Origin of the sequence: Rhizobium sp. NXC14, assembly GCF_002117485.1 — a bacterium.
Taxonomy (GTDB): domain Bacteria; phylum Pseudomonadota; class Alphaproteobacteria; order Rhizobiales; family Rhizobiaceae; genus Rhizobium.
The window spans coordinates 3,506,783-3,526,819 of the sequence record NZ_CP021030.1 but is presented as its reverse complement, the minus strand read 5'-3'; the positions used below and the strand labels follow the sequence as shown (position 1 = coordinate 3,526,819).

At 61.3% G+C, this 20,037-nt stretch carries 21 protein-coding genes; 15 read left to right on the top strand and 6 right to left on the bottom strand.

Going from position 1 to position 20,037, the window contains the following annotated elements:
• Position 1: 1 nt before the first annotated feature.
• The 15 genes from urtD to ureG all read left to right on the top strand — a co-directional run bounded on the left by urtD (position 2) and on the right by ureG (position 10,658).
• Positions 2-757: an urea ABC transporter ATP-binding protein UrtD gene (urtD, locus tag NXC14_RS17350; protein ID WP_085779184.1), complete on the top strand. Its 756-nt coding sequence runs from the start codon at positions 2-4 to the stop codon at positions 755-757.
• Positions 758-829: 72 nt separating this feature from the next.
• Positions 830-1,348 carry a hypothetical protein gene (locus tag NXC14_RS17345; RefSeq protein WP_085779183.1) on the top strand — a complete coding sequence of 173 codons (519 nt, stop codon included), beginning with the start codon at positions 830-832 and terminating at the stop codon, positions 1,346-1,348.
• Between the two features lie 18 nt (positions 1,349-1,366).
• Positions 1,367-2,062 carry an urea ABC transporter ATP-binding subunit UrtE gene (gene urtE, locus NXC14_RS17340; RefSeq protein WP_085780169.1) on the top strand — a complete coding sequence of 232 codons (696 nt, stop codon included), beginning with the start codon at positions 1,367-1,369 and terminating at the stop codon, positions 2,060-2,062.
• A gap of 151 nt (positions 2,063-2,213) precedes the next feature.
• A complete protein-coding gene (locus NXC14_RS17335) occupies positions 2,214-3,035 on the top strand; it encodes an urease accessory protein UreD (RefSeq protein ID WP_085779182.1) in 822 nt (273 codons plus the stop codon).
• Between the two features lie 28 nt (positions 3,036-3,063).
• Entirely contained in the window at positions 3,064-3,366 is a 303-nt protein-coding gene (locus tag NXC14_RS17330) for an urease subunit gamma (protein ID WP_064695492.1), read from the top strand.
• A 9-nt stretch (positions 3,367-3,375) separates the two neighbouring features.
• Complete coding sequence (locus NXC14_RS17325) at positions 3,376-3,627, top strand: DUF1272 domain-containing protein (RefSeq protein ID WP_085779181.1); 252 nt, start codon at positions 3,376-3,378, stop codon at positions 3,625-3,627.
• Between the two features lie 10 nt (positions 3,628-3,637).
• Positions 3,638-3,943, top strand: coding sequence for an urease subunit beta (locus tag NXC14_RS17320; protein WP_018243288.1), 306 nt, complete (start codon positions 3,638-3,640; stop codon positions 3,941-3,943).
• Between the two features lie 17 nt (positions 3,944-3,960).
• Positions 3,961-4,368 carry a lysozyme inhibitor LprI family protein gene (locus NXC14_RS17315; RefSeq protein WP_085779180.1) on the top strand — a complete coding sequence of 136 codons (408 nt, stop codon included), beginning with the start codon at positions 3,961-3,963 and terminating at the stop codon, positions 4,366-4,368.
• A gap of 1 nt (position 4,369) precedes the next feature.
• The gene (locus tag NXC14_RS17310; RefSeq protein WP_085779179.1) at positions 4,370-5,008 is read left to right on the top strand and encodes a Urease operon accessory protein; all 639 of its coding nucleotides are present in this window, start codon (positions 4,370-4,372) and stop codon (positions 5,006-5,008) included.
• Positions 5,009-5,011: 3 nt separating this feature from the next.
• Positions 5,012-6,724 carry an urease subunit alpha gene (gene ureC / locus NXC14_RS17305; RefSeq protein WP_085779178.1) on the top strand — a complete coding sequence of 571 codons (1,713 nt, stop codon included), beginning with the start codon at positions 5,012-5,014 and terminating at the stop codon, positions 6,722-6,724.
• A gap of 12 nt (positions 6,725-6,736) precedes the next feature.
• The gene (locus NXC14_RS17300) at positions 6,737-7,408 is read left to right on the top strand and encodes a TIGR02117 family protein (RefSeq protein ID WP_157131425.1); all 672 of its coding nucleotides are present in this window, start codon (positions 6,737-6,739) and stop codon (positions 7,406-7,408) included.
• 330 nt (positions 7,409-7,738) lie between these two features.
• A complete protein-coding gene (locus NXC14_RS17295; RefSeq protein ID WP_085779176.1) occupies positions 7,739-8,602 on the top strand; it encodes a GGDEF domain-containing protein in 864 nt (287 codons plus the stop codon).
• Between the two features lie 76 nt (positions 8,603-8,678).
• Entirely contained in the window at positions 8,679-9,281 is a 603-nt protein-coding gene (gene ureE / locus NXC14_RS17290; RefSeq protein WP_085779175.1) for an urease accessory protein UreE, read from the top strand.
• A gap of 6 nt (positions 9,282-9,287) precedes the next feature.
• Positions 9,288-9,959, top strand: a complete 672-nt coding sequence (locus NXC14_RS17285; RefSeq protein ID WP_085779174.1) for an urease accessory UreF family protein — start codon at positions 9,288-9,290, stop codon at positions 9,957-9,959.
• 87 nt (positions 9,960-10,046) lie between these two features.
• The gene (ureG, locus tag NXC14_RS17280) at positions 10,047-10,658 is read left to right on the top strand and encodes an urease accessory protein UreG (RefSeq protein ID WP_085779173.1); all 612 of its coding nucleotides are present in this window, start codon (positions 10,047-10,049) and stop codon (positions 10,656-10,658) included.
• Positions 10,659-10,958: 300 nt separating this feature from the next.
• Here the strand turns inward: ureG and NXC14_RS17275 are convergent, their stop codons facing one another.
• The 6 genes from NXC14_RS17275 to NXC14_RS17245 all read right to left on the bottom strand — a co-directional run bounded on the left by NXC14_RS17275 (position 10,959) and on the right by NXC14_RS17245 (position 19,967).
• Positions 10,959-14,279, bottom strand: a complete 3,321-nt coding sequence (locus tag NXC14_RS17275; protein ID WP_085779172.1) for an efflux RND transporter permease subunit — start codon at positions 14,277-14,279, stop codon at positions 10,959-10,961.
• 12 nt (positions 14,280-14,291) lie between these two features.
• Positions 14,292-15,482 (bottom strand): efflux RND transporter periplasmic adaptor subunit, encoded by a 1,191-nt coding sequence (locus NXC14_RS17270; protein WP_085779171.1) that lies wholly within the window; start codon positions 15,480-15,482, stop codon positions 14,292-14,294.
• Between the two features lie 398 nt (positions 15,483-15,880).
• Positions 15,881-16,852: an ABC transporter substrate-binding protein gene (locus NXC14_RS17265; RefSeq protein WP_085779170.1), complete on the bottom strand. Its 972-nt coding sequence runs from the start codon at positions 16,850-16,852 to the stop codon at positions 15,881-15,883.
• A 59-nt stretch (positions 16,853-16,911) separates the two neighbouring features.
• The gene (locus tag NXC14_RS17260; protein WP_085779169.1) at positions 16,912-18,042 is read right to left on the bottom strand and encodes an ABC transporter permease; all 1,131 of its coding nucleotides are present in this window, start codon (positions 18,040-18,042) and stop codon (positions 16,912-16,914) included.
• On the bottom strand, positions 18,039-18,968 hold the full coding sequence (locus tag NXC14_RS17255) for an ABC transporter permease (RefSeq protein WP_085780168.1): 930 nt from the start codon (positions 18,966-18,968) through the stop codon (positions 18,039-18,041). Before NXC14_RS17255 ends, NXC14_RS17260 begins: the two co-directional genes overlap by 4 nt.
• Before the next feature lie 213 nt (positions 18,969-19,181).
• Complete coding sequence (locus tag NXC14_RS17245) at positions 19,182-19,967, bottom strand: ABC transporter ATP-binding protein (RefSeq protein ID WP_085779168.1); 786 nt, start codon at positions 19,965-19,967, stop codon at positions 19,182-19,184.
• Between the last annotated feature and the right edge of the window lie 70 nt (positions 19,968-20,037).

Sequence of the window (20,037 nt, the reverse complement as noted above, 5' to 3'; positions counted from 1 at the left end):
CATGATTCCCGACGTCAAACCCAACAGCGTGCTCTATCTCAGCGGCGTCTCCGTTTCCTTCGACGGCTTCAAGGCGCTGAATTCGCTCTCGATCGTCATCGAGCCCGGCGAGCTTCGCGCCATTATTGGCCCGAACGGCGCCGGCAAGACGACGATGATGGATATCATCACCGGCAAGACCAGGCCTGATGAGGGCGAGGTTTTCTTCAACGGGACCGTCGACCTCACCAAGAAGGATGAGGCCGACATCGCTCAGCTCGGCATCGGCCGCAAGTTCCAGAAGCCGACGGTCTTCGAAAGCCATACGGTCTGGGACAATCTGGAACTGGCGCTGAACCGCCGCCGCTCCGTCTTCTCGACGCTGTTCTATCGACTTTCGAGCGAAGACAGGACGCGCATCGATGAGATTCTCGAAACCGTGCGGCTGACCCACCGCCGCGACGAATTGGCTGCCAATCTATCGCACGGGCAGAAGCAATGGCTGGAGATCGGCATGTTGCTTGCCCAGGAGCCGAAGCTGCTGCTCGTCGACGAGCCGGTCGCCGGCATGACGGATGCGGAGACAGCGGAAACGGCGATTCTGCTCAAGAATATCGCGAAGACCCGGTCGGTCGTCGTCGTTGAGCACGACATGGGCTTCATCCGCGACCTCGGCGTCAAGGTGACCTGCCTTGCGGAAGGATCGGTGCTGGCGGAGGGATCGATCGATTTCGTCAGTTCGGATCCGAAGGTGATCGAGAATTATCTAGGAAGGTGAGGAATGCAACTTCCAGGCTTGAACCTGACAATGGAAGACGCTCTAAAACGAGCGGGGTTTACTGTGGGGTTTATGGCTTTTCTCGGTATTCTGGTCGCGGCGCTCAGCGGCGCGGTCATCTGGTATTGGCGTTTTAAAATGGTGCGCGAGGCGGGAAACGAGATCATCGATTCCGTCGAGCGCATGCGGGGCGCTTATAAGCGCAGGAAGTTTCGCAAGCAGGCCGAGGTAGCGCCGCTGGCCTCGATTGCCGATCCGGCGATTGCGGCGGTGGCCTTTTTCTTCTGCCTTGCCAAGGAGAAGCCGATGTATGTCGACGCGGCGAAGGACGTTATCCGCAGCCGCATGAAAGGCATCATCCGGCCGGGCGACCTGGAAGAGGTGTTGGTTTTCGGCGAGTGGGCTTCCAAGAACGTCACCAGTCCGGAAGATCCGATCCGCCGGTTCCGGGATCTCTGGTTAAAGGCGCTCGACATGCAGGAGCGCCAGCAATTGATCGGCATTGCCGAGGACGTGGCCGAGACCGGCGGCGAGAGAACGAAAGATCAGGACTACGCCCTGCAGACGCTGAGGCGCAGTCTGATGAACTGATGGGGAATGGGTGAACGGATGCTGACAGTCGAGAACGCAAATCTGCATTATGGCGCGGCGCAGGCGCTGCGCGGCATCTCCATCAAGGCGGAGATGGGCAAGATCACCTGCGTGCTGGGGCGCAACGGCGTCGGCAAGAGTTCGCTGCTGCGCGCCGTCACCGGCCAGCATCCGCTGTCGGCCGGCACCGTCACCTTCAACGATACAAAACTGAACGGCCTGCCGCCCTTTGCCCGCGCCAAGCAGGGCATCGGCTATGTGCCGCAGGGGCGTGAAATCTTTCCGCTGCTTACCGTCAAGGAAAATCTCGAAACCGGCTTCGCTCCGCTTGGCCGCCGCGACCGCAACATTCCTGACGATATCTTCAGTCTCTTCCCGGTGCTGAAATCGATGTTGTCACGGCGCGGCGGCGATCTTTCCGGCGGGCAGCAGCAGCAGCTGGCAATCGGGCGCGCCATGGTGACGCGGCCGAAAATTCTCGTGCTCGACGAGCCGACCGAGGGCATTCAGCCGTCGATCATCAAAGATATCGGCCGGGCGATCCGCTATCTCCGCGATTCCACAGGCATGGCGATCCTGCTTGTCGAGCAATATCTGGATTTCTGCCGGGAGCTTGCCGACTATGTCTACATCATGGACCGCGGCGAGATCGTGCATGAAGGGCTTGCCGGAACTCTGGATACGCAGGAAGCTCGCCGCCATCTGACCGTCTGACCGGCAAATGCCGCAATTTGCGGCAGCGAGAACGACGGCTCGTTGATCTCTTCTGCGCGGACCGCAGCCCTTGTCGGGCGGCATGGGAATTGCTTGGTTTCCGTCATTCGCGCGCGTGAATGGAAAGCGGTGGCGCGATTGAAAGGACGACATGACGAGTGCGGCAGTGAGTACCAGACCGCAAAGAGCGGAGGGACGGGGGCATCTGGCGGCAAGGCTGCTCGATGGGCGCACTCGTATTCGCGAGCTCTATCAGGAGGGCGCGGCGAAGATCCGCTTGCCTGATACTTTCGACGCCTCGATGGAAGCCGTCATCATCAACACCGCGGGCGGGCTGACCGGCGGCGATCGGCTGGACTGGAGCGTTGTTGCCGGCGCGGGCACGAAGATCGACGTTACCACCCAGGCCTGCGAAAAGATCTACAAGGCGTCGGCCGGCACAGCCGAGGTGACGACCCGCATCGAAGTCGGCGTTGGAGCGCGCGTCGACTGGCTTCCGCAGGAAACGATCCTCTTCGACAGAGCAGCGCTTTTCCGCCGCCTGGACGTCGATCTCGACGAAAGCGCCGAATTCCTGGCCGTCGAAGCGGTGCTGCTCGGCCGCAAGGCAATGGGCGAGGCGGTGGAGACTGGGCTCTTTCGTGACCGCTGGCGTATCCGCCGCTCGGGCCGGCTGATCCATGCCGAGGAGCTTAGACTTTCCGAGGGTATCGCGGCATTGACCGCGCGTCAGGCCGTGCTCGGCGGGCAGGTGGCCTTTGCGACGCTGCTTTATGCCGGTCCGCTGGCTGAAGCCTATCTCGGCAAGGTGCGGCCGCTCGTCGAAGGGATCATGGGCGGCGCGAGCGCCTGGAGCGACAAGCTCGTCGTTCGCCTTGCCGCAGCCGACGGTTTTACGCTCAGAAAAATCCTGATTCCGGTCATTTCCGTCTTGCGCAACGGTGCGCCTGTGCCGAAAGTCTGGAATCTATGAAGCGAAGCATGAGGCAGATGGGCAAGCAATGAACCTCACTCCGAGAGAAAAAGACAAGCTGCTGATTTCGATGGCGGCGATGGTGGCACGGCGGCGGCTGGAGCGCGGCGTCAAGCTGAACTATCCCGAAGCGATTGCGCTGATCAGCGACTTCGTCGTCGAAGGCGCCCGCGACGGCCGTCCCGTCGCCGAGTTGATGGAAGCCGGCGCCCATGTGATCGGCCGTGATCAGGTGATGGAGGGCGTTGCCGAGATGATCCACGACGTGCAGGTGGAAGCAACGTTTCCCGACGGAACCAAGCTCGTCACCGTACATGAACCGATTCGGTAGGGAGAGAAAATGCTGGAACTGAGACCCAATTGCGAATGCTGCGACAAGGATCTGCCGCCGGAGAGCGCTGAGGCGCGGATCTGCACCTACGAATGCACCTTCTGCGCCGATTGCGTGGACGGCGTGCTGAAGGGCACTTGCCCCAATTGCGGCGGCAATCTCGTCGCCAGGCCCATCCGGCCGGCCGCCATGCTCGCCAAACATCAGGCGTCGACGAAACGCGTGCTGAAGGCCGAGGGCTGTGCGCCCAGAGCGGCTTAAGGAGAATGAGATGATTCCGGGCGAGATCATTGCCGCAAGCGGCGACATCGAACTCAATGCCGGCGCGCAGACGGTGACGCTGGAAGTTTCCAATACAGGCGACCGGCCGGTGCAGGTCGGCAGCCACTATCATTTTGCCGAGACCAATGCCGGGCTTTCCTTCGACCGCGCGGCGGCGCACGGGAAACGTCTTGATATTCCGGCCGGGACGGCCGTGCGCTTCGAGCCGGGGCAGACGCGTTCGGTGACGCTGATCCCGCTTTCCGGCAAGCGCGAGGTTTACGGCTTCCGCCAGCTCGTGATGGGCAAGCTTTAGAAGAACGGGAGAGGTGATTGCGTCTGAATATCTGCCTCATCGGGGCGGCGATGCTGTTTGTGGCCGGCCGTGTGTCCGCGCAGGATGTCGATTGCAAGAATCCGCAGACGCAATCGGACATGACCTCCTGCGAAGAGGCGGGCCATGAGGCTGCCGACAAGGCGCTGAACGAACAATATAAGAAGACACGCGCCGCCATGGCGGCGATCGACAAGGATCTCGACGGCGACATGAAGGGTGCTGAAAGGGCGCTGGTCAAGGCGCAGCGCGCCTGGATCGACTATCGCGACGCAGAATGCGATGCCTTCGGCTTTCAGGCCCGCGGCGGCACGATGGAGCCGATGCTGGTTGCCGGATGTCTGGCCGAAGAGACGGATAAACGCACGAAAGAGCTGAAACAGCTCGAAGACACGATGAGCAACTAGGGTGATCGAAAAGATCGTAATCGTCGGCAATGGCGAGATTGGGGAAGGACAGGCAGGCATCATCGATGCCGCCGATTTCGTCATCCGCTTCAACGATTGCCGTTCCTACCGCACTGGCGGCAGCCGCACGGATGCCGTCGCGGTCTGCAATACCGGCCGGCCGGCAAAGGCAATGCTCGGCTCACCCGAGTGGCGCGCCCATCCCGGTGTTGTTTCGGCGCGCGAAATCTGGAGCGTGCGCGACCCGGAAAAATTTGCCGCGATGCGGGCGCCGCTTGCCGTCTCGCATCCCGATCTCGATGATTTCTGCGACGACTATACGGATGCGTTCGCTGCCTTCTGCGCGGAAACCGGCAAGGCGCATATCGTCATCGGCAAGACGGTCTACGAGGCCGTCGACGCCTCGCTTTCGGCCTTTGAGCCGGCGCCTTATGTGGTGCCGAGCAGCGGCATGATCGTCACCGCCGAGGTGCTGGACAAATATGCCGAGGCCGAGGTGATGCTGGCTGGCTTCGGTCACGTCGGCTGGGAATGGCACCCGTTTGCGGCCGAACGGCAGCTTGTCGATACTTATGTAGCCGCTGGCCGCCTCACACGACTCGGCGAAAAAACACTTGTCTCTTCCTTCCACGGAGCCTGATGAATGCCCTACAAGATCTCCCGCGCCGCCTATGCCGGCATGTTCGGACCGACCACCGGAGACAAGGTGCGCCTTGCCGATACGGAGCTCTTCATCGAGATCGAGAAGGATTTCACCACTTATGGCGAGGAGGTGAAGTTCGGCGGCGGCAAGGTGATCCGTGACGGCATGGGCCAGAGCCAGGTGACACGGGCGGACGGCGCGGTCGATACGGTCATCACCAATGCGGTGATCGTCGATCATTCCGGAATCTATAAAGCCGATATCGGGCTGAAGGGTGGGCGCATCGTTGCCATCGGCAAGGCCGGCAATCCCGATATGCAGCCGGGCGTCAACATCATCGTCGGCCCGGGCACGGAGGCTATCGCCGCCGAAGGCAAGATCGTCACCGCAGGCGGCATGGATAGCCATATCCATTTCATCGCGCCGCAGCAGATCGAGGAAGCGCTGATGTCTGGCATGACCTGCATGCTCGGCGGCGGCACGGGACCGGCGCATGGTACGCTCGCCACCACCTGCACGCCGGGTCCCTGGCATCTGGCGCGTATGATCGAGGCGGCGGACGCCTTCCCGATGAACCTTGCCTTTGCCGGCAAAGGCAATGCCTCGCTGCCGGGAGCACTGACGGAAATGGTGCTGGCCGGCGCCACCTCGCTGAAATTGCATGAGGACTGGGGCACGACGCCTGGCGCCATCGATTGCTGCCTGTCGGTCGCCGACGAATATGACGTGCAGGTGATGATCCACACCGATACGCTGAACGAAAGCGGCTTCGTCGAGGATACGATCGGCGCCATCAAGGGCCGCACCATCCATGCCTTCCACACGGAAGGAGCGGGCGGCGGGCACGCGCCAGACATCATCAAGATCTGTGGGCAGCCGAACGTCATCCCGTCGTCCACCAATCCGACGCGGCCCTATACGGTCAACACCATCGCCGAGCACCTCGACATGCTGATGGTCTGCCATCACCTGTCGCCGTCGATTCCCGAGGACATCGCCTTTGCCGAAAGCCGTATCCGCAAGGAGACGATCGCGGCCGAAGACATCCTGCACGATATCGGTGCCTTCTCGATCATTTCGTCCGACAGCCAGGCCATGGGCCGCGTCGGCGAGGTGGCGATCCGCACCTGGCAGACGGCCGATAAGATGAAGCGCCAGCGCGGCCGACTGAAGGAGGAAAAGGGCGACAACGACAATTTCCGCGTCCGCCGCTATATCGCCAAATATACGATCAACCCGGCGATCGCCCACGGTCTCAGCCATGAGATCGGCTCGGTCGAGATCGGTAAGCGCGCCGACCTCGTGCTCTGGAACCCAGCCTTCTTCGGCGTGAAGCCCGACATGGTGCTGCTCGGCGGCTCGATTGCCGCCGCCCCTATGGGCGATCCGAATGCCTCGATCCCGACGCCGCAGCCGGTGCACTATCGGCCGATGTTCGCCTCCTATGGCCGCAGCCTCACCAATTCCTCCGTCACCTTCGTCAGCCAGGCGTCGCTCGATGCCGGGCTGAAGAGCAGGCTCGGGGTCGCGAAGGAACTCGTGGCGGTAAAGAATACGCGCGGCGGCATCTCCAAGGCGTCGATGATCCACAATGACCTGACACCGGAGATCGAAGTCGATCCGGAGACCTATGAAGTCAGGGCGAACGGCGAACTGCTGACCTGCGAGCCCGCGACGGTGCTGCCAATGGCGCAGCGCTATTTCCTGTTCTAGGCCAGTCATTCCGTGCTGAGGGGGATGCGCTGGCTGTTGCGGATCGTGCTCCTGCTCGCAACTCTGGCAGCGGGCGGAACCTTCATTCCCCGGCCGCTGATTGCCCCGGTCAAGGCGTCGTCGGCGGAGGCAATCCACCGCATTCTCCTCCTATCGGGATCGATTCATACCGATATTGCCATTCCGCTCGATGAGGAGACGCGGGCGGCATTTTCCTTCCTCGACGAGCCGGATTTTCCGCTCGGTCATCAGAATGCGGAATGGCTCGTGATCGGCTGGGGCGGCCGCGCCTTCTATCTCGAAACACCGACCTGGGCTGAGCTGAAGCCGCTGCCGGTGCTACGGGCGCTGACGATAGATCGTTCGGTGCTGCATGTGGATCTCGCTGGCCATATTGCCGAGCCGCAGTCTGATGTTACGGCCTTCGATATTGGTGATGATGAATTGGCGCGGCTGCGCGAATTCATCGCGGACAGCTTCGTCCGCAACGCGGGCGCGATCGCGCCGATCCCGGATGCGGGTTACGGGGAGATCGATCGGTTTTTCGAAGCCAAGGGATACTTCAATGCCCTCTTCGGCTGCAACACCTGGACTGCCGCTGCACTCCGCTCGGCAGGGCTTCGGACTGGCTTATGGAACCCTCTTCCACAATCATTGCGATTGTCTGTTGATGTCTACAATTGACGCACTCGCTGGCCCATCCGCTCTTAAACGAAATTGTGAATGGATTTCTCTGTAAGGTTGTAAAAATCGCTAAAACACCGCAGTTTTTCTTGAGCTAGACCATTCTGAAACAGCTCGGCGCAAGATCGTGGCAAAGCTATTATATATCAACACATTAGCTGCTTGTGTACGTTGTTCGATTCAGGGATTGAAGACTTGCAGCCCCTGCTAGAAAAAATCTAACCACCGAATCGTCTGAAATCGTTCGAATTTTAGCGAATCGATTAAGACACCCGCAGCAATTGGGCTCTTATCAATGCCTTGAAACGCCGGGCAGGAAGGTCGATTCTCATGAGAAATTGGATGTCGCTGCAGGCCGATTTTGGCCATTTTCTATATCGCAGGCAGGTCTATGTCTTTGCGTTGAAGATGAGCTTTCTTGCCGTCATTTTCTCCGGCGTTATCATTGCGCTGACGATACCGCCACTCGGTTTTCTCGGGCTGTTGCCGGTGACCCTTTCGCACGCGATCGGCTTCGGCGCCATTTTTTCCTGGCTTGTCGGCGGCACGGTTTCCGGCATGATGTCGCTGGCGGCGGGTTTTGCAATGCATGAACTGACGCTGTCGCGGGCGGAGTTCGAAAAGCTCAGCCGCACGGATACCCTCTCCGGCCTGTTGAACCGGCGCGCCTTCACCGAGGCGCTGGATCGGATCGAAGGCGACGCCTCGCTCGTTATTTTCGACGTCGACCGTTTCAAGGCGATCAACGATCGTTTCGGCCATGCCTGCGGCGATGCGGTTATCACGGCGGTCTCGGCGGTGCTGCTTTCCGCCTTCGACGAATCGTCCGTCGTTGCGCGCCTCGGTGGCGAGGAATTCGGCGTCATCGTCTCCGGCGAACCGCTGGAGAAACGGTTGGAGCGGATCCAGGCCGTGCAGTCCGATATCGCCAACAGACCGCTCGTCGCAGATGGGAATCATATTGCCATCACCATTTCCGGCGGCGTGGCCGATCTCATTCCTGGGCGCAGCAAGCAGCAGGTCTATGCCTCGGCCGATCGGGCGCTTTATCTCGCCAAGGCGCTCGGACGCAATCGCGTCGTGCACGAACGGGAGGGACTGCATCATGCCTGGCACGGGCTCGCCGAAACCAGTGCCAACACAGAGGGCAGGGGGCTGGGGAGCGACAACATGATGCAGGCCTACGGAATATAAAAGCCGGCCTCCCATTGGTGCTTGCATCGGGAAGGGCTATTTTGCATGGTCGTCGTCTCATCAAAACGGACATATCATGCAGCGCGTCACCTCCTATCTTCCCGCCGGAACCCCTTCCTCCCATCCGACTGCCCAGGTCAAGCTGCCGCATGATCTGCGGCATTTGCGCCGCAAGCTCCTGCATCTGGAGAATGGCGAGATGGTCATGCTCGACCTCAAGGATCCGGTGCTCTTCGCCGATGGCGACCTGCTTGTGCGCGAAGACGGCGAACTGATCGAGATCCTTGCCGCCGACGAGAAGCTCTTCGAGATTCGCGGACGCGACCGCACGCATCTGGTCGAGCTTGCCTGGCATCTCGGCAACCGTCATCTCGCCGCCCAGATCGAGGAAGACCGCATCGTCATCCTGCGCGATCATGTCATCCGAACCATGCTGCAGGGGCTCGGCGCCACCGTGCTCGATATCGAAGAGCCCTTCCAGCCTGCGCGCGGGGCCTATCATTCACATGGCGGACATTCGCATGACCAGGCGCATGCGCATCATGACCACGGGCACAATCACAACGCTGGTCATGACCATGATCACGCGCATGGCCATGACCACAAACATGATCACACCTGCGACCATGATCACCACCATGGTCATGGGCACGGGCATCACGGCCACAAACACGATTGAGGCTCGATGAGCGAAGATCGTGAATTGCAGGCATTGTTGCGCCTGATCGCATGGTTTTCACCGGCCTTTCCGATCGGCAGTTTCGCCTATTCAGGCGGGTTGGAGCGGGCGGTAGCCGATGGGCTCGTGACCGACGCGGCCTCGCTTGCGGACTGGATCGGCACGCTGATCGGCCATGGCTCGGTCTGGAACGATGCGGTGCTTCTGGCGGAGAGCCACAGGCGCCAGGCCGAGGCTCCGGGCCTTGCCGAAATCGCTGCGCTTGCCGAAGCGCTTGCCGGATCGCGTGAGCGCCATAAGGAAACGATGCTGCTCGGCGAGGCGTTCCTCTTGGCGGCGCGAGCCTGGCCGGACGAGGTCTTCGAAAGACTGCCTGGGAAGACCGCCTATCCCATTGCGGTCGGAGCGGTTGCGGGCGCCCATGCTATAAGGCCTGAGAAGGTGCTCGCGGTGTTCCTGCATGCCTATGCCTCACAGACGGTTTCAGCAGGTATCCGTCTCGGCGTCGCCGGGCAAAAGGATGGCGTTGCCATACTTGCCGGGCTTGAAGAGCAGATTGCGGGGATCGCGCGGCGGGCGGCAGCCTCAACCCTCGACGATCTCGGTTCGGCGACGGTGCAGGCCGATATCGCCAGCCTGCGCCACGAAACCCAGACGATCAGGCTTTTCCGCTCGTAACTACTAAATTATCCCGCAACTGCGTCATTTGACGGTGGCGCATGCCGGCGGCGTCGCTATCATCGGAATCCTATTGGAGTACGCCATATGAAATCAAGAAACGGACCTCTGCGCGTCGGCATCGGCGGGCCGGTCGGGTCGGGCAAGACGGCGCTGACGGAAAAGCTCTGCAAGGCGATGCGGGACGACTATTCTGTCGCCGTCGTCACCAACGACATCTATACGACCGAGGATGCCGAGGCGCTGGTGCGCATGCAGGCATTGCCTTCCGATCGCATCGTCGGCGTCGAGACGGGCGGCTGCCCGCATACCGCCATCCGCGAGGACGCGACGATCAATCTTCAGGCGATCGCGAGCCTTAACGAGCGGATCCCCAATCTCGATGTCGTCTTCATCGAGTCAGGCGGCGACAATCTGGCGGCGACCTTTTCGCCGGACCTCGCCGATATCACCATCTATGTCATCTCGGTCTGCCAAGGGGAGGAAATCCCGCGCAAGGGCGGGCCCGGCATCACCCGCTCCGACCTGCTCGTCATCAACAAGAAGGATCTGGCACCCCATGTCGGCGCCGATCTTGAGGTGATGGAGCGGGATGCGACGCGCATGCGCGCCTCACGCCCCTTCGTCTTCTCCGATATGAAGCGTGGCGATGGCGTCAGCTCGATCGTTCGTTTCTTGAGAGAGCAGGGCGGGCTCTGAGGGACAAGCCCGCCGCATCTGGCGGATGGCGGCGAGGGTGGCGAAACAAAAACGGGCCGGGAGATCGCTCCCGGTCCGTAGTTTGTTGACAACGTCTCTTCCGTCGTGCTCGGGCTCGTGCCGAGCATCTAACCACCGCGATTATCTGACGGGTAAACATTTATTTCCAGGTATTTAATTGGGCCGGCATAGATCCTCGGCAGAAGGCCGAGGATGACGTCGGGGGTTTTGCATGCGGTTTGTCAGCAGCCCGACGAGCGGGAGGTCGCTCCCGGCCCGTCTCGTTTCCTGAGGCTTTGCTCACTCCGCCGCAAACGGCGGCAGGCGGAGCACATTGGTGTCGTTGGCGCCCTTGCGCTTGCTTTCCGGCTTTTCGATCGCGGTCAGGCGCTCGTCCAGCGCATCGATATCGCTGCGGTTCTCGCGGGTCACGCGGGTAAGATCCTCGCGCGAGAGCGGCAGGTCTTCCTCATCCTTCCTGCCGACCAGGCGTCCAAATATCCAGCCGAGCAGGCGGGACAGATCGTCCATGATGAGAAAGAAGGAGGGAACGACGACGAGCGACAGCACCGTCGAGACGATGATGCCGCCGATCACGGCGATTGCCATCGGCGCGCGGAACGAGCCGCCTTCGCCGACGCCGAGCGCCGACGGCAGCATGCCTGCCGACATGGCAATCGAAGTCATGATGATCGGCCGGGCGCGTTTGCGGCCGGCCTCGACCATGGCTTCAACACGGGACATGCCCTGATGGCGCATCTCGATTGCAAAATCGACGAGCAGGATGGCATTCTTGGTGACGATGCCCATCAGCATCAGAATGCCGATCATGACAGGCATGGACAGCGGATTGTTGGTGATGATCAGGCCCGCCGCGACGCCGCCGATCGCGAGCGGCAGCGAGAACAGGATGGTGAAGGGCTGGATCACATCCTTGAAGAGCAGGATCAGCACGGTCAGTACCAACATGAGGCCCATCAACATGGCGTTGACGAAGCTCTGCTGCATCTCGGTTTGCACCTTGGTGTCGCCGCTTTCCGCGAGGTGTACCGTGGCCGGAATGTTGGCCGCCTTGACGATCTCGCGGAAACGGGCCGAGGCGGTGTCGAGCGCTACACCCTGCGGCAGGTCGGAACCGATAGAGACGACCCGGTTACGGTTGTTGCGCTTGATCGAGCTTACGCCTTCCGAATAGTCGATATTCGCGACGCTCGAGAGCGGAACGGTGCCGCCGCTGGCGGTCTGGATCTTCAGCGCCCGGATGGCGGCAAGGTCGCGGCGCATGTCAAGGGCCGCCTGGACGCGGATCGGGATCTGGCGATCGTCGAGCGAGATCTTGGCGAGGGCCGCATCGACATCGCCGATGGTGGCGACGCGGATCGTCTCGGAGATCTGCTGCGGCGTGATGCCGAGACGCGCCGCCTCGTCCTTGCGGGGATAGACCTGCAGTTCCGGACGCGGCAGGGCGCCGTCGGCGCTGACATTGGCGAGCAGCGGGTCGGCACGCAACTTGGATTCCAGAATGCCGACGGCTTCGTTCAGGTCCTTCTCGTTTTTGGAGAGGAAGTTGAAGGAGAGGTCGCGTTCGCCGCGGTCGTTAAGCTTCAGGATATGGACATCGGGAATATCGCGCAGCTTGGCGAAGACTTCCTTTTCAATATCCCATTGCGGGCGCTCGCGGCCGTGGACTTCCACCTTCGGCAGCATCGGGCCGATGACCGGGATATGGCCGAGCACGTCGTTGACCACCTTCTTGACCAGCGACTGGTCGAGCTTGTGGAGCGCCAGCGTAATGGTCGCACGGCGCAGTTCGAGATCGCCCTTTGGCGACGCGCCGCCGAGGACGAAGACGCTTTCGACGCCGTTGAGGTCCTTGACCCTGTCATAGATCGCCTTCGTCGTCTTCTCGGTGTCGTCGAGCCGCGCATTGGGCGGCAGTTCAACAGAGAGAACGATGCGCGAGGCATCTTCGGGCGGCAGGAAACTGCCTGGAACCTTCATCAGCAGCATAACCGAGCCGACGAGGAAACCGATCGCCGCAAGCAGCGTCAGATATCGCGAATATTTGTGCCCGGTCGTGGCGCGGATCAGGCGCGTATAACCCTTCATCAGCAGACCGTCATTGTCGTGATGGTCGTCGACACCGTCTTCGGCGCGCATGAGATAGGCGGCCATCATCGGGGTGATGAGGCGTGCCACCAGCAGCGAGAAAAAGACGGAGAATGCGACGGTCAGGCCGAACTGGATGAAGTACTGGCCCGGAATGCCCGGCATGAAGGAAACTGGCACGAAGACCGCGATGATGGTGAAGGTGGTGGCGATGACGGCGAGACCGATTTCATCCGCCGCCTCGATCGCCGCCCGATAGGGCGTCTTGCCCATCTTGATATGGCGGGCAATGTTCTCGATTTCCACGATCGCGTCGTCGACCAGGATACCTGTCGCGAGCGTCAGCGCCAGGAAGCTGACGAGGTTCAGCGAGAAGCCCATCATGTCCATGACCCAGAAGGTCGGGATCGCAGAGAGCGGGAGCGCGATGGCCGAGATCAGCGTCGCGCGCCAGTTCCTGAGGAACAGCAGCACGACAATGACGGCGAGCAGGGCGCCTTCGAGCAGCGTGTGGATGGCGGCTTCATAGTTGCCGTAGGTGAAATAGACCGAATCGTCGATCATCTCGATCTTCACGTTCGGATTTTCGCTTCGCACCTTGTCGAGGCTCTGCGCGACCGTCTCGGCGACGCTGACCTCACTGGCGCCCTTCGAGCGGAAGACGCCGAAGGTAACGACGGGCGTATCGTTGAAGCGCGAAAAGGATTTTGGCTCCTCATAGGTGTCCTTGATGACGCCGAGATCGGACAGTTTGACGAAACGGCCGCTCGGCAGCGCAATCGTCGTGTCTGCAAGTTCGGCGACATTGCGGGCGTCGCCAAGAACGCGGATTGCCTGTTCGCTGCCCGCCACCTGGCCGCGACCGGAGCCGAGATCGACATTGGTGCCGCGCAGCTGATCGTTCACGCTTGCAGCTGTGATGCCGTAAGCATCGAGCTTGCCGGGCGCGAGTTCTATGCGCACTTCGCGTTCCGCGCCGCCATAACGGTCGACGCGGCCGATGCCAGCCTGGCCCTGCAGCGCTCGCTTGATCGTATCGTCGACGAACCAGGAGAGTTCTTCCAGCGACAGGTCGGGTGATGACACGGCGAAGGTCTGGATCGCCTGGCCCTCGACATCGACCTTGGTGACGATCGGTGCTTCGGCCGTTGCCGGCAGATCGCTGCGGATGCGGTCGATCGCGTCCTTGACGTCCTGCACGGCCTGTTCGGTCGGCACTTCCATCCGGAACATGACGTTGGTCTGCGAGCTGCCGTCGGTCACCGTCGACTGGATTTCGTCAATGCCGGTGATGGAGGCGATCGCGTCTTCGATCTCCTTCGTCACCTGCATTTCGAGCTCGGCCGGCGAAGCGCCGCTTTGCGTAACGCTGATCGAGACGAGCGGTACGTCGATATTCGGGAAACGCGTGATCGGCAGCGTGTTGAAAGACTGAATGCCGATGAGGATCAGCAGGCAAAAGGCCAGCAGCGGTGCGATGGGATTTCGAATGGACCAGGCTGAAAAATTCATCGGATGGTCTCTTTAGTTGGAAGCCGAGGGCTGTTCACGCACCGGCGTGATATGGTCGCCGTCGCGAACATAGGCGCCCGCCTTGGCGACGACCTCGTCGCCGCTCTTCAATCCATTGACGATCTCGACATAGGCGCCGTCCTGGATGCCGGTCTCGATCTTGGCGAATTTCACCACGCCGTCCTCGACCTTGCGGGCGGAGGAGCCTTCGTTGCCGGTGAGCACCGCCGTCAGGGGAAGCGATACACCCTCGGTTTCACGGACGATGATCTCGGCGCTGCCATACATGCCGGAACGCGCCTTGCTGTCATCGTCGATGGAGATATGGACGAGGCCGAGGCGGGTCACGGAATCGACGGTGGGTGAAACCAGGCGCACGGCACCGGAAAGCTTTTCGCGGCTGCCGGAAAGGGAAATGGTTGCCTTCTGGCCGGCCACAATCCTGATAATATCGCTTTCGGCGACTTCGGCGACAAGCTCGATATCGCCGTTGCGGATGATGGTGAATAGCGGATCGCCGTTACCGGCGGCGATCGCGCCGACCTTGGCGTTCTTAGCCGAAACCACACCGGCAACCGGCGTCTTCACATCGGTGCGGGCGAGCTTCAGATCGGCGTCTGCGATCTGGCTGTCGAAGACCTTCAGATCGGCTTCGGCGACCTCAATCGCCTGCTCGGCGGAGACGACTCGGGCGTTGGCGGCAGCGGCGGTCGCATCGGCCTGCTCGACCTGGGCTGTAGAAACCGTGCCCTTCTTGCCCATTTCCTGGGCGCGGGCCTGCTGCTGCCTTGCCTGTTCGGCATTGGCCTGCGCTTCGATGAGCTGGGCGCGCAGTTGGGCAAGGCTTGCCTCGCCCTTGGCCTTCGTCGCCATCATCTGGCTTTTCTCCAGGACCAGGGCGTCGTCATTGAGCGTTGCCAGCGTGCTTTCAGCCTGGACCTTGTCGCCGACATCGGCTTTCAGCGTGCGAATCGAAAGGCCTTCGACCTGCGGCTGGATATAGACTTCCTCCACCGGCTTGACCGTTCCGGTGCCGATAACACGGTCGACGAGGGTGCGATTGACGGCTGTGGTGACAACGATCGCCGGCAGGTTCTGCTGCGGCTTTGCGACCTGCGCTTCCTGCGAAAAGGCGGCGGATGCAGCCAGCGCCGCTGCAAAAAGGGTGGATGCGCCTAAACTTCCAGTCGGCTTGCGTGCCATGCGTTTTCGTCCAATCTCGTCATAAGGTTAGCCGAATTCGCGCGTCTGCCATTGAGCTCGCGACCAGGCCACTGCCTTTCCTGCATTCTCAGGGGTATCCACACGTCATTTGCCGTCTTCATCCCTCGCCGGCAAATCGGCTTCTAGTTGGTATCGATTTGCTCGATATGCAAGCCCGGCAGAAAACAATTCCCCATGAGCCGATAATAATTACCATCATAACCTGAATCAATCATCGCAGAGTTATGCGAACATGACGATCATTGATCCCGCTTCTCCCCTAATGACGTTTGACGCCGGAAAAATGCGACATCAGCGACGCTGTTTTTCGTGTCGTCCCAAAAATGAGAAACGCGCGGAAATTTTCTCCGCGCGTTTCGCTTTACTTCCTGCCGTCTTTACTTGGATGCGGCGTCTGTGATCTCGTGTGTCCAGGCCCCCGAGGGCTCCTTGTTGATGATCTTCTGGTCGAGCAGAGCCTTCGCCGTGCGGGCATAGAGCGCTTCGTCCAGCTTGCCGGAGCCGTCGCCGACCAGCTTGGCAACTTCGCCCATCATACGCTTCTGGTGGTTCTCGTCCTGGCCGCCGTTGTCCACGACGATCTCGGCGGCTTCATCGGGGTTCTCGGTCGCATATTTCCAGCCCTTCATCGAGGCGCGGACGAACTTGACCATCTTCTCCTTGAATGCCGGGTCCTTCAGCTTGTCTTCCATGGCGTAGAGGCCGTCCTCGAGAAGGTCATTGCCCATTTGCGTATAGTTGAAGACCGTCAGTTCCTCCGGCTTGAAGCCAGCGTCGATCGCCTGCCAGTATTCGTTGTAGGTCATGACGGAGATGCAGTCGGCCTGCTTCTGGACGAGCGGCTGTACGTCGAAGCTCTGCTTCAGCACGGTGACGCCGTTCGGGCCGCCTTCGGTGGAAAGACCCAACTTGTTCATCCAAGCGAAGAAGGGGTATTCGTTGCCAAAGAACCAGACGCCGAGCGTATGGCCCTTGAAGTCGGCCTCGGTCTTGACCGGGCCGTCCTTACGGCAGATCATTTCCAGGCCGGACTTCTGATATGGCTGGGCGATGTTGACCAGCGGAACGCCCTTTTCGCGGGCAACCAACGCGCCGCCCATCCAGTCGACGATGACATCGGCGCCGCCACCGGCGATCACCTGCTCAGGCGCGATATCGGGACCACCGGGCTTGATGTCGACGTCGAGGCCCTCTTCCTTGTAGAAACCCTTCTCCTGGGCGACATAATAACCGGCGAACTGGCTCTGTGTGACCCATTTCAGCTGCAGCACCACCTTGTCGGCGGCCATAGCATGGGCCGCTGCAAGCGACATGGCGCTCGCCATCATTGCAACCATCAATTTTTTCATTTTCTTGTCCTTACCCTCTGAAGTTATGCCCGGACCCAATTTGCGAGGCCCGCGCGCGCCTAGCCACCACGGATAGACGGATGCCAGAACGTCACCGCCCGTTCTGTCAGGGCGATGATGCCATAGAAGATCGAGCCGGCCAGCGCCGCGACGGCGATTTCCGCCCAGACCATGTCGACATTCATGCGGCCGATCTCGGTCGAGATGCGGAAGCCCATGCCGACGATCGGCGTCCCGAAGAATTCCGCAACGATGGCACCAATCAGAGCCAGCGTCGAGTTGATCTTCAGTGCGTTGAAAATGAAGGGCATCGCCGCCGGAAGCTTGAGCTTGAGCAACGTCTGCCAGTCGCTCGATGCGTAGGTGCGCATCAGGTCGCGCTCCATGCTGCCGGAGGCGGAAAGGCCTGCCACGGTGTTCACCAGCATTGGGAAGAAGGTCATGATGATGACGACGGCGGCTTTCGACGGCCAGTCGAAGCCGAACCACATGACCATGACCGGAGCGATGCCGATGATCGGCAGAGCCGACACCATGTTGCCGATCGGCAGCAGGCCGCGGCGCAGGAAGGCGATGCGGTCGGCCAGCACCGCGACGACGAAGCCGCTGAGGCAGCCGACGATATAACCGATCAGCACCGCCTTGAAGATCGTCTGCCTGACGTCGTCGCCGAGGATGGGCAGAGAGGCCATGATGCGGGTGCCGATGGCGCTAGGCGGCGGCAACAGGATGAAGGGGACGCCGGCACCGCGCGTGATCGCCTCCCAGAGGATGAGAATCCAGGCGCCGAAAATCGCCGGAATCAGCAGTTCGAGCACCGATGCACCGAAGGCGGCGGCAGGCGGCACTTTCGAAAGCTCCGTGACGCATCGCCAGGCGAGCAGCCACGCGGCGAAGAGCAGCAGGAAGTAAGCCCGCGTTGCCGTGCCCTCGTTGCCGGAAATCGCTGCAAGCAGCAGCCAGGCGGCGCCATGGGCGCCGATGAACAGCACGGTGGCGCGATAGGCCGGCGGTTGCGGTGCAAAGGACAGGAGAGCGGCCGCGGCGATGACGATGAAGATCAGGCTTGCGGTGCCATCGGTTAAAGGACGGGCCGCGCCCTCGGCCAGAAGCGGTAAGGCAGCAGCCAGCGCCGCGATGCAGAAAAGAAGAGCGGCCGCGCCTTGCCAGGAGAAGCTCAGACGTCTCATGCCGGCCTCCCGCCCATGGCGCGGTCGACGATCTTCGCCGTAAGGCCGACAATCGCTACCAGAACGCCTGCAAGCAGCGAGCCGGCGACCAGCGCTGCCCAGATATCGATGGTCTGGCTGTAATAGGAGCCGGCGAGCAGCTTCGAACCAATGCCGGCAACGGCGCCCGTCGGCAATTCGCCGACGATGGCGCCGACGAGGCTTGCGGCGATCGCGACCTTCATAGAAGTGAAGAGAAAGGGGATCGAGGCAGGGACGCGCAGTTTCCAAAAGGTCTGCATCGGACTGGCGTTATAGGTGCGCATGAGGTCGAGATAGAGGAGTTCGGGTGACCGCAGCCCCTTCACCATGCCTACGGCGACCGGAAAGAAGGAGAGGTAGGTGGAGATCAGCGCCTTGGAGACGAGGCGGGAGGCGTCGGAATCGAGATTCAGCAGATGCGCCAGCGCATTGTCGCCGGTCAGCACGTTGTAGGAGATGATGACGATCATCGGCGCGATAGCGAGGATCGGGATTGTTTGGCTGGCTACGAGCCAAGGCATCAGCGAGCGGTCCATGGCGCGGTTATGCACGATCAGCACGGCGAGAAGAATGCCGAGCAGCATGCCGAAACCGAAGCCGAGCAGGGTGGAGGAGAGCGTTACCCAGCTGTGATAGACGAGGCTGCGGCTGCTCGAAAGGCTGCGCAGGAAAGTGTTCTCATAGACATTCTCAGCCACCTGATGCGGTGCCGGCAGGATCGGCTTCGGCTGCGCCAGCGTCCTGCCGATGAATTCCATCGTGGTCGGCGTGACGCCGGCGCGGCTGTCCATGTCACGCTGGAACGGCGCGTTCATGAGAATGGCGGCGACATACCAGATGGCGACGAGGGCGAGCAGGATGGTGGTGACGGGGACGATCTTGTCCTTGAATGTGTCGGATTTCACAGGGATCGCCTCCATATATCGGCACCGCGTGGGCGGTTACCCCCCTCTGCCCTGCTGGGCATCTCCCCCACAAGGGAGGAGATCGGCAAGGAGATGGCGGGTCGTTCCCCAATGCTCCCATGCTGGGCTAGGGGGCCTTCGGCATGTCGATCTCCCCCCTTGTGGGGGAGATGCCCGGCAGGGCAGAGGGGGGTGGCCCAAGAGCGCAATGGCCTAAACCTCATGGCTATGCCCCGTCCTCAGCCCCTCGCGGACGCGGTGGGCGATTTCCAGGAACTCTGGCGTGTCGCGGATGTCGAGCGGGCGTTCGGCCGGAAGCGTGGAGTCGATCACGTCGGTGACGCGGCCGGGGCGCGGCGACATCACCACGATCTTGGTCGAGAGGTAGACGGCTTCAGGGATGGAGTGGGTGACGAAGCAGATCGTCTTGTTGGTGCGGGCCCAGAGTTTCAGCAGCTCTTCGTTCAGATGGTCGCGGACGATCTCGTCAAGCGCGCCGAAGGGCTCGTCCATCAATAACAGGTCGGCGTCGAAGGCGAGCGCGCGGGCGATCGAGGCGCGTTGCTGCATGCCGCCGGAAAGCTGCCAGGGGAATTTCTTCTCGAAGCCGGAAAGACCGACGAGATCGAGCGCCTCGGCGATGCGCCTCGTCCGATCGGCGCCGCGGTAGCCCATGATCTCCAAGGGCAAGGCAATATTGTTCTCGATGGTGCGCCAGGGATAGAGCGCCGGCGCCTGAAAGACGTAGCCGTAGGCGCGGGCTTTGCGCGCCTCCGCCGGCGTCATGCCGTTGATCGAGATTTCGCCCGAGGTGCTCCTTTCGAGATCGGCGATGACGCGGAGGAAAGTCGTCTTGCCGCAGCCGGACGGGCCGATGAAAGAGACGAAATCGCCCTTGCGGACATCGAGATTGACATCGCTCAGCGCCCGCACCGGGCCGTCATTCGCCTGGTAGGTGAGACAGAGGTCCTTGGCGGATACGACGGAGGGTGCTTGCATCAATGCGACCGATCTTGTTTTCCCCGCTTGACGGCGGTTTGCATGTTACCATCGCTGCCGGCTTTGCCGG

What these genes read in the sequence shown, in the direction of transcription:
- NXC14_RS17285 (WP_085779174.1), top strand. Translation starts at nt 9,288, where the DNA reads ATGAGCGAAGATCGTGAATTGCAGGCATTGTTGCGCCTGATCGCATGG.
- urtD (WP_085779184.1), top strand. Translation starts at nt 2, where the DNA reads ATGATTCCCGACGTCAAACCCAACAGCGTGCTCTATCTCAGCGGCGTC.
- urtE (WP_085780169.1), top strand. Translation starts at nt 1,367, where the DNA reads ATGCTGACAGTCGAGAACGCAAATCTGCATTATGGCGCGGCGCAGGCG.
- ureG (WP_085779173.1), top strand. Translation starts at nt 10,047, where the DNA reads ATGAAATCAAGAAACGGACCTCTGCGCGTCGGCATCGGCGGGCCGGTC.
- NXC14_RS17345 (WP_085779183.1), top strand. Translation starts at nt 830, where the DNA reads ATGGCTTTTCTCGGTATTCTGGTCGCGGCGCTCAGCGGCGCGGTCATC.
- NXC14_RS17335 (WP_085779182.1), top strand. Translation starts at nt 2,214, where the DNA reads ATGACGAGTGCGGCAGTGAGTACCAGACCGCAAAGAGCGGAGGGACGG.
- NXC14_RS17295 (WP_085779176.1), top strand. Translation starts at nt 7,739, where the DNA reads ATGAGAAATTGGATGTCGCTGCAGGCCGATTTTGGCCATTTTCTATAT.
- ureE (WP_085779175.1), top strand. Translation starts at nt 8,679, where the DNA reads ATGCAGCGCGTCACCTCCTATCTTCCCGCCGGAACCCCTTCCTCCCAT.
- NXC14_RS17260 (WP_085779169.1), bottom strand. Translation starts at nt 18,042, where the DNA reads ATGAGACGTCTGAGCTTCTCCTGGCAAGGCGCGGCCGCTCTTCTTTTC.
- NXC14_RS17325 (WP_085779181.1), top strand. Translation starts at nt 3,376, where the DNA reads ATGCTGGAACTGAGACCCAATTGCGAATGCTGCGACAAGGATCTGCCG.
- NXC14_RS17320 (WP_018243288.1), top strand. Translation starts at nt 3,638, where the DNA reads ATGATTCCGGGCGAGATCATTGCCGCAAGCGGCGACATCGAACTCAAT.
- NXC14_RS17275 (WP_085779172.1), bottom strand. Translation starts at nt 14,279, where the DNA reads ATGAATTTTTCAGCCTGGTCCATTCGAAATCCCATCGCACCGCTGCTG.
- NXC14_RS17265 (WP_085779170.1), bottom strand. Translation starts at nt 16,852, where the DNA reads ATGAAAAAATTGATGGTTGCAATGATGGCGAGCGCCATGTCGCTTGCA.
- ureC (WP_085779178.1), top strand. Translation starts at nt 5,012, where the DNA reads ATGCCCTACAAGATCTCCCGCGCCGCCTATGCCGGCATGTTCGGACCG.
- NXC14_RS17245 (WP_085779168.1), bottom strand. Translation starts at nt 19,967, where the DNA reads ATGCAAGCACCCTCCGTCGTATCCGCCAAGGACCTCTGTCTCACCTAC.
- NXC14_RS17270 (WP_085779171.1), bottom strand. Translation starts at nt 15,482, where the DNA reads ATGGCACGCAAGCCGACTGGAAGTTTAGGCGCATCCACCCTTTTTGCA.
- NXC14_RS17330 (WP_064695492.1), top strand. Translation starts at nt 3,064, where the DNA reads ATGAACCTCACTCCGAGAGAAAAAGACAAGCTGCTGATTTCGATGGCG.